Source organism: Geminicoccus flavidas (assembly GCF_009806515.1).
GTDB lineage: Bacteria > Pseudomonadota > Alphaproteobacteria > Geminicoccales > Geminicoccaceae > Geminicoccus > Geminicoccus flavidus.
This window is the reverse complement of record NZ_WUJP01000166.1, coordinates 1-12,191: the sequence shown is the minus strand read 5'-3', so window position 1 is coordinate 12,191 and position 12,191 is coordinate 1. Positions and strand designations below refer to the sequence as shown.

Genomic DNA, 12,191 nt, shown 5'->3' with positions numbered 1-12,191 from the left:
CCGGTGCCGACCTCACCCATCGTGAGCGACCATCATCATGGTGCTGCGGCAGCCCCGACCCCCTCTGTCGCCGCGGACACGCTGCCGCCCCCGATCGGGCTGAACCGGGCGGTCAGCACCCTCGACGCGATGGGCTTGGCCACCGGTTATGCCGTCGCCCTGCCAAGCCAGGTGGACGGCGTCTATACCGGCTCAGTCTATCCGGACGATCTCGACTTCGAGCGAGTGATCCATCTCGACCAGTACACCGGCGAGAGCATCATCGATGTCGGCTTCAAGGATTACGGCCTGGGTGGCAAGGCGATCGAGTGGGGCATCAATGTCCACATGGGCCAGGAGTTCGGCTTGGCCAACAAGATCGTCATGGCGCTGGTCTGCGTCGCGATCGTGCTGATGGCGGTATCGGCGGCGGTGATGTGGTGGAAGCGCCGCCCGGCCGGCGGCATGGGCGCGCCCGCTTGGCCGGCGAACCGGCGGATCGCGGTGGGCGTCACCGTGCTGGTGCTGGCCCTGGGCGCGGTGTTCCCGCTGACCGGGCTGACCATCCTGGCCATGCTGGTGCTGGACCAGCTCTGGCTGGCGATCGCCCGCTGGCGGGCCATACCGGCAGCTTCCCGCCAAGCCGCCGCAATGCGATAATGGGAGGTCGAACCGGCTGACCGGTCCACGGGCATGGTGCGCATATGCATTCTGCACACTGAACCCGAGGAACCGTTCTAGATCAAAGATTTAGGTATTTCTGGCGCAGCTCGGCCGCGCTGGCCGGGCGCCGGCCTAGGCCGGCCAGCACCGAAGCCGCACCCGCTACCTGCGCCTCGTTGGACCGAGCGGGTGTGCCATCGGGCGCCAGCCGGTTGTTCTCGAAGCCGATCCGCAGGTCCCCGCCCAGCAGTGCCCCGGCCATCAGGCAATCCAGCTCCTGGGCGCCGAAGGCGCAGGCCATCCAGGGCCAGACCGGGTCGGCCGCCTGGAGGAAGGGCAGCAGGTCCGCCGGGGCGGAGCGCTGGCCCTCGCTGTAGCGGCCCAGCACGTAGAGCACTGATGGCCGCTCCTCCGGCACCACGCCACGTGCCACCAGACCCTTCAGCCGCAGCACGTCGGCACGGTCGTAGAGGATGTGCTGCAGCCAGATGCCGGCCTCCTGGCACCAGGCGTAGAACTTCGCCGCCTCCGGCTCGGCGGCCGGATCGGGCACCAGCTCGCGCAGCGCCACCGACGCCGCTTCCGGCCGCACCGCCCGGACCAGCGCCATCTGCGCTTCCGGCGGGTAGAGCCCGACCGCCTCGGTGGTGACCTGAATGACCAGCCGGTCGCCCACCGCCGCCTCGACCGCAGCGACACAGGCGCGGACCAAGCCCGGGTCCAGCGAGTGACCCTCCTGCTCGTCCCGGGCGTGCAGGTGGATCATCGCGGCACCGGCCGCCAGGCAGGCGGTCGCGGTATGCGCCAGCTCCTCGGGCGTAATCGGCAGGGCCGGATGGTCGGCCTTGCGCAGCCGGGCGCCATTCGGCGCCACCGCAATGGCGACCGGCGGACGGGCAGTCATTGGCCGGCCTCCGCCCGGGCCAGGCGCAGTGCAACCAGGGCTGCGTCCCGTTCCGCCTCCAGCTCCGCGATCGACCGGCCACCCGCCTCGGCCAGCACGCCCTCGACCAGCTTCGCCTTGAGTTCGGGCGTCAGCCGCGGCTGACCTAAATCCTGCCAGCGCCGCTCCTGGCTCGGGCCCAGATGGTCCAGATAGTGCCGAATACCCCCCTGGCCGCCGCCCAGGTGATAGGCCAGATGGGCGCCCACCACCGCCCAGCGCAGGCCGGGCCCGTCGCGCAGGGCCTGGTCGATCTCCTCGACCGAGGCCACGCCTTCTTCCACGAGATGCACCGCCTCTCGGTAGAGCGCGGAGGACAGCCGGTTGGCGATGTGCCCGCGCATCTCCTTCTGCAGCCGGACCGGCCGCATGCCGAGCCCGGCATAGAAGGCCTGCGCGGCGTCCAGGCAGCCGGCATCGCTGCCATACAGCTCGACCAGCGGGACCAAGTGCGGCGGGTTGAACGGATGGGCGACGATCACCCGCTGGGCCCTCTCGCAGCCGGCGGTGAGTTCGCTCCAGAGCAAAGAGGAGGTGCTGCTGGCGATGACCGCTTCCGCCGGGGCCGCCAGGTCCAGCCGGCGCAGGAGGTCGACCTTCAGCTCGATCCGCTCCGGCGCGTTCTCCTGGATGAAGAAGGCTTGCGCCGCCGCGGCCTCGACGGAGTCCGCCAGGGCCAGCCGACCCGTGCCGCTGCGGCCGAGCCGGCGCAGGCTATCGAGGCAGGGGGCCAGCTTCGCCTCCAGCTCGGCCAGGTCCGCCACCGCCGGATCGTGGACGGTGACGTCATGGCCGTTCGCCAGGAACAGCGCGGTCCAGCCGACCCCGACCGTCCCGAAGCCGATCACCGCGACATGGCGGCCGGCAGGCTGCGCCATCTGCTCCTCTCCCTCTGGATGCCGTGGCGGCACAAGTGGCGCGGTCAGGGGGGAGGGTCCAGGCAAAAGCCGCTGTCCGGACCGTCGGCCGCGGTGAAGAAGGTGCCAGGAAAAAGGGCGGCGCCCCCGCCGGAGGCGCCGCCCATGATGACGACCGAGGCCTTGTGGCTATTCCGCCGGCACGCCTTCCGGCCGGTGCGCCTCCAGCTGCTCCTTCTTGCCGAACATCTTGCGCACCGCCACGAAGAACATCGGCACGAACAGGATGCCCAGGAAGGTCGCCGCGATCACGCCGCCCAGCACGCCGATGCCGATCGCGTTCTGGCCGCCCGAGCCCGCGCCGGACGAGATCGCCAGCGGGGTGACGCCCAGGCCGAACGCCAGCGAGGTCATCAGGATCGGGCGCAGCCGCATCCTGGCCGCTTCCAGCGTCGCATCCATCAGGCTCTTGCCCGCCTCGTTCAGGTCCTTGGCGAACTCCACGATCAGGATGGCGTTCTTCGCCGACAGCCCGATCGTGGTGAGCAGGCCGACCTGGAAGAACACGTCGTTGGACAGCCCCATCAGCATCGCTGCCGAGAGCGCGCCCAGCACGCCCAGCGGCACCACCAGCATCACCGAGAACGGGATCGACCAGCTCTCGTAGAGGGCGGCGAGGCACAGGAAGACCACCAGGATCGAGATCGCGTAGAGCAGCGGCGCCTGCGAGCCGGCCGCGCGCTCCTGGTCGGAGATGCCGGTCCACTCGTAGCCGAAGCCATCGGGGAGCTGCGCCATGATCTTCTCGACCTCTTCCATGGCAGCACCCGAGCTGAAGCCGGGGGCCGGCTGGCCCAGGATCTCGACCGAGGGCTGGCCGTTATAGCGCTCCAGCCTGGGCGAGCCGTAGGCCCAGTAGGCGCTGGCGAACGCCGAGAACGGTACCATCTCGCCCTGGCTGTTGCGCACGTACCAGAGGTCCAGGTCCTCGGGCATCATGCGCGCCGGCGCATCGGCCTGCACGTAGACCCGCTTGATCCGGCCGCGGTCCAGGAAGTCGTTGACGTAGGTGCCGCCCCAGGCGGTGGTCAGGGCGTCGTTCACGTCCTCGATCGACAGGCTGAGCGCGCCCACCTTGTGGTGGTCGATCTCGATCCGGTACTCGGGCTGGTCCTCCATGCCGTTCGGCCGCACCGCGACCAGGTTCGGGTTCTGCGCGGCCAGGCCCAGGAACTGGTTGCGCGCCTCCATCAGCGCGTCATGGCCGAGGCCGGCGCGATCCTGGAGCTGCACGTCGAAGCCGGTGGCATTGCCCAGCTCCAGCACGGCCGGCGGCGCGAACGCGAACACCATGGCGTCCTTGATCTGGGAGAAGGCGCCCATGGCCCGCCCCGCGATCGCCGCCACGTGCTGGGACGGGTCCTCGCGCTCGCTCCAGTCCTTGAGCAGCACGAAGCCGATGCCCGCGTTCTGCCCCGAACCCGAGAAGCTGAAGCCGGCGACCGTGAAGATCGAGGCGACCGAGTTGCCCTCGTCCTCCAGGAAGTAGCGCTCGACCTGGTCCAGCACCTCCCAGGTGCGGTCCTGTGTGGCGCCCACCGGAAGCTGCGCCTGCACGAACATGATGCCCTGGTCCTCGTCCGGCAGGAACGCGGTGGGCAGGCGCACGAACAGGTAGCCGACGCCGATCGCCAGGATCAGGTAGACGACCAGGAAGCGCGTCGCGCGCCGGGCGATGTAGCCGACTAGGCCGACATAGCCGTGGGTGGTCTTCTCGAAGCCGCGGTTGAACCAGGCGAACGGGCCGCGCCTGGGCGGATGGGAGGGCTTCAGGATGGTGGCGCACAGGGCGGGAGTCAGGATCAGCGCGGTCAGCACCGAGAGCGCCATCGCCGAGACGATGGTGATCGAGAACTGCCGGTAGATCACGCCAGTCGAGCCGCCGAAGAAGGCCATCGGGATGAACACCGCCGACAGCACCAGGCCGATGCCGATCAGGGCCCCGGTGATCTGGTCCATCGAGCGCCGGGTCGCCTCCTTGGGCGGCAACTTCTCGTCGTGCATCACGCGCTCGACATTCTCGACCACGACGATGGCGTCGTCGACCAGCAGGCCGATCGCCAGCACCATGGCGAACATGGTGAGCACGTTGATGGAGAAGCCCGCGGCCTGCAGGATCGCGAACGTGCCGAGCAGCACCACCGGCACCGCGATGGTCGGGATCAGCGTCGCGCGCAGGTTCTGCAGGAACAGGTACATCACCAGGAAGACGAGCACGACCGCCTCGATCAGCGTGTGCACCACGCTCTCGATCGAGACCTTCACGAACGGGGTCGTGTCGTAGGGGATGATGACCTCCAGGCCGGGCGGCAGGAAGGTCTCCAGCTCGGCCACCCTGGCGCGCACCGCCTCGGCCGTTTCCAGCGCGTTGGCGCCCGCGGCCAGCTGGATGGCGAGTCCGGTCGACGGGCGGCCGTTATACTTGGCCGCCGTCTCGTAGTTCTCCGCCCCGATCTCGACCCGGGCGACGTCGCCCAGCCGGATGGTCGAGCCGTCCTCCAGCGTGCGCAGGAAGATCTGCTGGAACTGCTCCGGGGTCTGGAGGAGGGACTGCGCGGTGATGGTGGCGTTGAGCTCCTGGCCCTCCGTGGCCGGCAGGCCACCCAGCTGGCCCGCGGCCACCTGGGCGTTCTGCGCGCGGATCGCCTGGATGACGTCCTGGGGGGTGAGGCCGAAATCCACCAGCTTGCGCGGGTCGAGCCAGACCCGCATCGAGTACTGCGCGCCGAACAGCTGCACCTCGCCGACACCGCTGACCCGGGAGATCGGGTCCTGGATGTTGGAGGCGATGTAGTCCGCGATGTCGGTCTGGTCGTAATCAGTGCCCTCGGCCGCCACCAGGCCGACCACCATCAGGAAGCTGCTCGACGCCTTGGCCACCTGCACGCCCTGGCGCTGCACCTGCTCAGGGAGGAGCGGGGTGGCCAGCGCCAGCTTGTTCTGGACCTGGACCTGCGCGATGTCGGCATCGGTGCCCGGCTCGAAGGTCAGGGTGATCTGCACCTGCCCCGACGAGCTGCTGGTCGCCGACATGTAGCGCAGGCCGTCGATGCCCTTCATGCGCTGCTCGATCACCTGGGTGACCGAATCCTCGACCACCTTGGCCGAGGCGCCGGGATAGTTCGCGGTGATCGACACGGATGGCGGCGCGATCGCCGGGTACTGGGCGATCGGCAGCGTCCAGATGGCGAGCACGCCCGCCATCATCACGACGATGGCGAGCACCCAGGCGAAGATCGGCCTGTCGATGAAATAGCGGGCCACTCTGCCTTACCTCCGGATCGCCTGGTCGTCGCCGGACGCATCGGCCACCGAATTCGCCTGCTGCTCGGTCGGCGCCACCTCGGCGCCCGGGCGTACCTTCTGCACGCCCTCGACGATCACCCGCTCGCCTGCCTTCACGCCCTCGGAAACCAGCCAGCTGTCGCCGACCGAGCGGTCCACCACGATGATGCGCTGCTCGACCTTGTTGTCCGGCAGGACCACGAGCGTGGTCGCCCGGCCCTTGGGGTCGCGCGTGACTGCCCGCTGCGGTATCAGGATGCCCTCCGGGTCCACGCCGGCCTTGATCGCCGCGCGCACGAACATGCCGGGCAGGATGACGTTGTCCGGGTTGGGGAACAGGGCGCGCAGGGTCACCGCACCGGTGCTCTCGCTGACCGCCACGTCGGCGAACTCGAGCGTGCCGGGATGCGCATAGGTCGTGCCGTCCTCCAGCGTGAGCTCGACCTCGGCCTTGCCCGGCTCGACCCGCTGGTAGCGCCCGTCCTCGACCGCACGCCGCAGCTTCAAGAGGTCAGCGCTGGCCTGGGTCACGTCGACATAGATCGGGTCGAGCTGGTGGATGGTGGTCAGCAGCTCGGGCTGGTTGGCCGTGACCAGCGCGCCCGCGGTGAACGCGGACCGGCCGGTCCGGCCGGCGATCGGTGCTCGGACCGTCGTGTAGTTGAGGTTGATCTCAGCAGCCGCCAGGGCCGCCCGGCGCGCCTCGACCGCGGCATTGGCCTCGCCCAGGGCCGCGGTGGCGTCGTCATAGGCGGCCCGGCTGACCGCGTTGGTGCGCACCAGCTCCTCGTTGCGCCGCGCCCGGTTCTGCGCGGACACCCTGGCCGCTTCCGCCTGGGCCAGCTCCGCCTTCGCCGTCTCGTAGGCCGCCTGGTAGACGGCCGGGTCGATTCGGTAGAGCGGCTCGCCCTTTTCCACGTCGGCGCCCTCGCGGAACAGCCGCTCCTGCAGGATCCCAGTGACCTGCGGGCGGACCTCGGCGATCTGGTAGGGGGAAGCGCGCCCGGGCAGCACGGTGGTGATGTCCACGGGCTGCGTCGTCAGCGTCACCACCGTCACGGGCGTGGGCGGCGGCGGCCCCGCGTCGGTCTGCGCGCCACCTGCCTCTTCCTGCTCGCAACCAGTCAGCACCAGGATGCCGGCGAGCAAGAGGCCGGCCGGGATCCGGCCGAGAATATTCCGCATGCGCAAACTCCGACGAGATCGACCGCGCAGTCGTACCGGAACCTCGGGGCGAGGCATCAACGGTAGGGCCATCGCTTGTCTAGAATGAGCGTTCATTCTAAGAATGCTGCAGAGCAGCGTCAAGTTGCTGCAAGGCTGGAGAGAAAGGGTCGGTGCCCCAGGTGGAACGAGATGGGATTGCCGAGCGGAGCTGCCTCGAGCGGACCCGCAACGAATCACGCCGGCAGCAGGTCCTGCAAGGGGCCACGCATTGCTTCTGCCGCCACGGCTTCCATAATGCCAGCATGGCCGAGATCGCCAAGAGCGCCGGCATGAGCGTCGGCCACATCTACCATTACTTTCAGAGCAAGGAAGCGATCATCATCGCGATCGTCGAGAGCCAGCAAGAGGAGGTTCTAGCTCTGCTCGATCAGGTCGAAGGCAGTGCCGCGCCGCTGGCCGACGCGCTGGTGGACGAGGCGGCGCGGGGCGTGGACAGCTGCATGGACCTGGCCAGCACCGCCTTGATGCTTGAGGTGCTGGCCGAGGCGGCGCGCAATCCCAAGGTGGCCGAGGTAGTCCAGGCCTCGGACGCGGTGGTGCGTGCCCGCATGCGCGAGATGCTGGCCAAGGCCATGGGTGGTGCCGATCCGGCCGCCGTGCCGGACATGGAGGATCGGGTCGAGAGCCTGTTCACCCTGTTCCAGGGAATCCCGGTGCGCGCGATCCGCAACCCCTCGCTGGACCGCGAGCGCATGGTGCGCATCGTACGCGACATGATCCGCTGGATCCTGCACGAGCGGACCTGATCAGGGCGCCCCGGTCACGAACGCGCGAAAGATCCTTGCCGGCAGACCACCGCCAGTTTCCCCACCCATCGGCGTGCGATCGTCGTTGCCGACCCAGACCGCGACGATCGTGCCGTTCCCCGTGCCGCCGACGAACCAGGCATCGCGGAAGTCGGAACTGGTGCCGGTCTTGCCGAACCCGCCCGGGATCGCCGCCGCCTTGCCGGTGCCGTGCTGCATCGCCTCGGCGAGGAGCGCGCGCATGGTCGCCGCCGTCTGCGGCTGCAGGGCGCGCACCGGCGCCGGTGCGGCGGGCGTCTCCTGGTGCCCAGCCTCGTCGCGAATGCCGCGCAGCCAGACCGGCATGCGCAGGCGGCCATCCCCCGTCATGGCTGCATAGGCCGCGGCGAGTTCCGGCATGCCCAGCTCGGCACTGCCCAGGAGCAGCGAGGGCACGGCCGGCAGGTCCGAGGCGATGCCCAGCCGGCGCGCCATGGCGATCACCTCGTCCAGGCCGATCGCCATGCCGAGCCGCACTGCGGCGGTGTTCACCGACAGGGCCATCGCTTCGGCAAGCGTCACTTCCGGCCCTGGCAGGGCCACCATGTTGCGCGGCCGCCAGCCATCGATCACCGGCGCCTCGGTCGGGATCGGCTGGTCGGGCCGGTAGCCGGCTTCCAGTGCAGCAGCGAACAGGACCGGCTTGAACGCCGAGCCCGGCTGTCGACGGACTTGGCCTGCCCGGTCCAGCCCACCCACCGATCCAGGAACCGAAGCCGCGGCCAGCACCTCGCCCTGCGCCGAGAGCACCAGCATTGCCCCGGCCGTGGCGCCGCGCCGCGCCTCCGCCAGCCCGGCCAGGAGTGCCTGCCTGGCCCGCCGGCTGAGGCCGGCATCCAGCGTCGTGGTGGCGACCAGCGCCCCCGTCATCTGCCGCCGGGCGCGCTCGGCCAGCGTGCGCAGGGTCGGATCGGCATAGCCTGGGGCCAGGATCCGGGCCGGTCTGGCGCGCGCGGCATCCGCCTCATGCTGGCTGATGGCGCCGGTGGCGGCCATGGCCTGGAGCACCACCCCGGCGCGAGCCTGCGCGGCATCGGCATTGCGGCCGGGGTCCAACCGCGAGGGCGCCTTGACCAGGCCAGCCAGCAGCGCTGCCTGCGGCAGGTCGAGCGCTGCGGCCTCCACCGCAAAATAGCGGCGCGCGGCGGCCCGGATGCCGGTCACGCCGGATCCCAGATAGATCCGGTCCAGATAGGCCGCCAGGATCTCCTTCTTGCTCAGGGTCGCGTCCAGCCACAGCGCCAGGGCCGCCTCGCGCAGCTTGCGCAGGAAGCTGCGCTCCGGCGTGAGGAAGGCCAGCTTGGCGAGTTGCTGGGTGATCGTGCTGCCGCCCTCGCTGATCCGTCCGGCGGCGAGGTTGCGTAATGCTGCCCGCATCACGCCGGTCGGGTCGATGCCGTCATGCGCGAAGAAGCGCCGGTCCTCGATTGCGACGATCGCATCGATCATGGGCCTTGCCACCTGGTCCAGTGTCAGCGGCCGGGCAAACCCGTCGCCGAGCGTAGTCAGCGGCACGCCCCGCCGGTCCAAGAGGGTTACGGCGGCCGTCCGTGCCGGCCGGGTAACCCCTGAAGCGAGCAGGGCCGCATCCGCCGCCAGCAGCGCTACGGCCAGCAGCGGTAGGAGCAGCAGGAGCAGAACCAGGCGGCGGCGCCAGCCTGGACGAGGCGGGGCCGCGCGTTCGGGGCTGCCCGGCCGGCGGCGGACCGGCATGGGCGGCGCTGGCGTGGGCGGCCGCACCACCCGGCGGCTGCGGGCAGTTCGGGCGGCCGGTGCGAGCCCGGCCGACGCGCGTCGGCTCATCGCCTGGGGGGATCCGGGCGGACCGGCTCGAGCGTCACATGGCGCAGGTCGATCGTAACCTTGCCGCGATGCTCGAAGTTCACCGTGACCCGGTGACCGATCACGCTCTGGACCATGCCCAGGCCCCAGTCGGGCTCACGAGGATGCCGCACCAGCGCACCGGGCACGATCGACAGGTCCATGCGTCCGTTCTTCCAGCCAAGGCGGTCCGGTCTTCATCGAACATTAACCAGCCGGCCTCATGCTGCGCGTCAGACGGACAGGTTGGTCGAGGAACGGAATGCTGGATGTCCTGAAGCCCCGCTGGTGGCGATCCTATCAAGGGAACGCGCGCCTTGCCGTGGCCCCGCCGACACATGGCGTGGATTTGCCGGCGGCGGCACTGCTGGCCCCGGCCGCGGCGTCGCCCCTGCCCAACATATTGGGGGATTTCCTCGGTGCGGAGGGTGCCGAGGTGATCGACCTGCTCGCGTTCCGCCACGCCCGTATCGCGGCCGGCCACGCCGCGCGGCCGCTGCATGGCTGAGGCCGGATCTGCCGGCGGTTTAGGCGGGTGCCGCCAGGGACTCCCGTCCCCGGCCACGGCGCGTGGCCAGCCGCTCCAGGTAGAGCCAGACCACCGGCGTGATGTAGAGGGTGACCAGTTGCGAGACGGCGAGGCCGCCCACCACCGCGACGCCCAGCGGCTGGCGCAGCTCGGCACCGGCCCCCAGGCCAAGTGCGATCGGCAGGGCGCCGAAGATCGCGGCGAACGTGGTCATCATGATCGGGCGGAAGCGCCGCAGGCAGGCCGTGCGCACCGCGGTGACCGGCGGGGCGCCGGCACGCCGCTCGTCCAGCGCCACGTCGACGATCATGATCGCGTTCTTCTTCACGATGCCGATCAGCATCACGATGCCGATCACCGCGATCACCGAAAGGTCCATGTCCAGCCAGGTCAGCGCCCAGATGGCACCGATCCCCGCGGACGGCAGGCCGGCCAGGATGGTGATCGGGTGGACGAAGCTCTCATAAAGGATGCCCAGCACGATGTAGATCGTGAGGATCGCCGCCAGCAGCAGGATCGGCTGGTTGGCGAGCCCGTCCTGGAAGGCCTGGGCGGTGCCGGAGAAGCCGCCGACCACCTGCGGGGCGATCTCGCCCTCGGCGCGCGCCCGCTCGATGGCGCTCACCGCGTCGCTCAGCGCATAGCCGGGCGCCAGGTTGAAGGAGATGGTGGCGGCAGGCTGCTGCGACTGGCGATTGACCGCGAGCGGCCCCGCCTCCCGCGTGGTCCTGGTCACCGCCGAGAGCGGCACGCTGTCGCCGTCGGTGGACTTCACGAACACCCGGCCCAGGATGGAGGGGTCGTCCTGCTGTTCCCGGCCGGATTCCAGGATGATCGGGTAGCTGTCGGTGCTGGTGTAGATCGTGCCGACCTCGCGCGTGCCGAACGCGTCGTAGAGGGCCGAGCGGATCTGGTCGGAGCGCACTCCGATGGCGGCCGCCCGGTCCTCGTCGACCTCGATCCGCAGCTGCGGGTTGGTCACCTCGAGGTCGCTCGACACGTCCTGGATCTCGGGCAGCCCGGACATCACCTCAACCAGCTGCGGCACGGTCTCGATCAGCGTCGAGAGCTCGGCGGCCTGGAGCGTGTACTGGTACTGGCTGTTGGACGAGCGCCCGCCGATATTGATGTTCTGGACCGGGATGAAGAAGGTCTTCATCCCGGGCACCGTGCTGGTCGCCTGGCGCAGCCGCGCCGCGATGTCCTGGATCGATTCGGTGCGCCCCTCGTCCCGGCTCTTCAGGGCGATGAACATCCGGCCCGAATTGAGCTGGTCGCCGCCCACCCGCGAGTTGAAGTAGGCTACCGCCGGATCGGCGGCCACGATCTCGGCGACCCGGCGCTGCTGCTCGACCATCGCGTCGAAGCCGATGTCGGGCCGGGCCTCGGTCACCACCGACAGAAAGCCAGTGTCCTCGATCGGGAAGAAGCCCTTGGGCACCGCGACATAGAGATGGATAGCGTAGGCCAACGTGCCGAAGGTCGCCAGGAGGGTGAGGAACTGGTGGCGCAGCACCACGTCCAGGGTCCACCGGTAGATGCCGGTCATGCCGTCGACCAGCCAGTCGGCAGCTCGGGCGAACAGGTTGCCCCGCCCTGCATCCGGGTCGTGCGGCTTGAGGAAGCGCGAGCAGAGCATCGGGATCAAGGTGAGCGAGACGAAGCCGGAGATCAGGATTGCCACCGAGATGGTCACCGCGAACTCGCGGAACACCCGCCCGACCACGCCGCCCATGAACAGCACCGGGATGAACACCGCGACCAGCGAGACGGTCATCGAGACGATGGTGAAGCCGATCTCGGCCGAGCCCTTGAGTGCTGCCTGGAAGACCCCCATGCCCTCCTCGACATGGCGGACGATGTTCTCCAGCACCACGATCGCGTCGTCGACCACGAAGCCCACGCACAAAGTGAGGGCCAGCAGGGTCATGTTGTTGATCGAGTAGCCCAGCAGCGCCATCACACCGAACGTGCCGATCACCGAGACCGGCAGGCTGAGCGCCGGGATGATCGTGGCGCGCGGGTCCTTCAGGAACACGAAG

Annotated in this window: 10 protein-coding genes; 3 read left to right on the top strand and 7 right to left on the bottom strand. The window is 69.6% G+C overall.

The features are described from left to right. Nucleotides 1-639: PepSY-associated TM helix domain-containing protein (locus tag EQG76_RS04545; protein ID WP_235031205.1), on the top strand; the 639-nt coding region annotated here is incomplete at its 5' end. A gap of 82 nt (nucleotides 640-721) precedes the next feature. On the opposite strand, the gene EQG76_RS04540 is transcribed toward EQG76_RS04545, so the two are convergent. From EQG76_RS04540 to EQG76_RS04525, 4 genes are all read right to left on the bottom strand, one after another. After that, the gene (locus EQG76_RS04540; RefSeq protein WP_159710991.1) at nucleotides 722-1,546 is read right to left on the bottom strand and encodes a BKACE family enzyme; all 825 of its coding nucleotides are present in this window, start codon (nucleotides 1,544-1,546) and stop codon (nucleotides 722-724) included. Beyond that, complete coding sequence (locus tag EQG76_RS04535; protein WP_159710989.1) at nucleotides 1,543-2,463, bottom strand: 3-hydroxyacyl-CoA dehydrogenase NAD-binding domain-containing protein; 921 nt, start codon at nucleotides 2,461-2,463, stop codon at nucleotides 1,543-1,545. Before EQG76_RS04535 ends, EQG76_RS04540 begins: the two co-directional genes overlap by 4 nt. A gap of 168 nt (nucleotides 2,464-2,631) precedes the next feature. Beyond that, on the bottom strand, nucleotides 2,632-5,766 hold the full coding sequence (locus tag EQG76_RS04530; protein WP_159710987.1) for an efflux RND transporter permease subunit: 3,135 nt from the start codon (nucleotides 5,764-5,766) through the stop codon (nucleotides 2,632-2,634). 6 nt (nucleotides 5,767-5,772) lie between these two features. After that, nucleotides 5,773-6,972, bottom strand: a complete 1,200-nt coding sequence (locus tag EQG76_RS04525; RefSeq protein WP_159710985.1) for an efflux RND transporter periplasmic adaptor subunit — start codon at nucleotides 6,970-6,972, stop codon at nucleotides 5,773-5,775. A 152-nt stretch (nucleotides 6,973-7,124) separates the two neighbouring features. On the opposite strand from EQG76_RS04525, the gene EQG76_RS04520 reads away from it, so the two are divergent. Next, entirely contained in the window at nucleotides 7,125-7,760 is a 636-nt protein-coding gene (locus tag EQG76_RS04520; RefSeq protein WP_159710983.1) for a TetR/AcrR family transcriptional regulator, read from the top strand. Here EQG76_RS04520 and EQG76_RS04515 read toward each other — a convergent pair whose 3' ends face one another. Together EQG76_RS04515 and EQG76_RS04510 are read right to left on the bottom strand one after the other, a co-directional pair. Further along, nucleotides 7,761-9,602, bottom strand: a complete 1,842-nt coding sequence (locus EQG76_RS04515; protein WP_159710981.1) for a transglycosylase domain-containing protein — start codon at nucleotides 9,600-9,602, stop codon at nucleotides 7,761-7,763. Further along, on the bottom strand, nucleotides 9,599-9,784 hold the full coding sequence (locus EQG76_RS04510) for a DUF3553 domain-containing protein (protein ID WP_159710979.1): 186 nt from the start codon (nucleotides 9,782-9,784) through the stop codon (nucleotides 9,599-9,601). The genes EQG76_RS04515 and EQG76_RS04510 overlap by 4 nt, the downstream gene beginning before the upstream one ends. A 98-nt stretch (nucleotides 9,785-9,882) precedes the next feature. Here EQG76_RS04510 and EQG76_RS04505 point away from each other — a divergent pair, with 98 nt between their 5' ends. Then, nucleotides 9,883-10,128 (top strand): hypothetical protein, encoded by a 246-nt coding sequence (locus EQG76_RS04505; RefSeq protein WP_159710977.1) that lies wholly within the window; start codon nucleotides 9,883-9,885, stop codon nucleotides 10,126-10,128. A gap of 19 nt (nucleotides 10,129-10,147) precedes the next feature. On the opposite strand, the gene EQG76_RS04500 is transcribed toward EQG76_RS04505, so the two are convergent. Next, on the bottom strand, nucleotides 10,148-12,191 hold a 2,044-nt coding region (locus tag EQG76_RS04500), incomplete at its 5' end, for an efflux RND transporter permease subunit (protein ID WP_200840553.1).

What these genes read in the sequence shown, in the direction of transcription:
- EQG76_RS04540 (WP_159710991.1), bottom strand. Translation starts at nt 1,546, where the DNA reads ATGACTGCCCGTCCGCCGGTCGCCATTGCGGTGGCGCCGAATGGCGCC.
- EQG76_RS04535 (WP_159710989.1), bottom strand. Translation starts at nt 2,463, where the DNA reads ATGGCGCAGCCTGCCGGCCGCCATGTCGCGGTGATCGGCTTCGGGACG.
- EQG76_RS04525 (WP_159710985.1), bottom strand. Translation starts at nt 6,972, where the DNA reads ATGCGGAATATTCTCGGCCGGATCCCGGCCGGCCTCTTGCTCGCCGGC.
- EQG76_RS04515 (WP_159710981.1), bottom strand. Translation starts at nt 9,602, where the DNA reads ATGAGCCGACGCGCGTCGGCCGGGCTCGCACCGGCCGCCCGAACTGCC.
- EQG76_RS04510 (WP_159710979.1), bottom strand. Translation starts at nt 9,784, where the DNA reads ATGGACCTGTCGATCGTGCCCGGTGCGCTGGTGCGGCATCCTCGTGAG.
- EQG76_RS04505 (WP_159710977.1), top strand. Translation starts at nt 9,883, where the DNA reads ATGCTGGATGTCCTGAAGCCCCGCTGGTGGCGATCCTATCAAGGGAAC.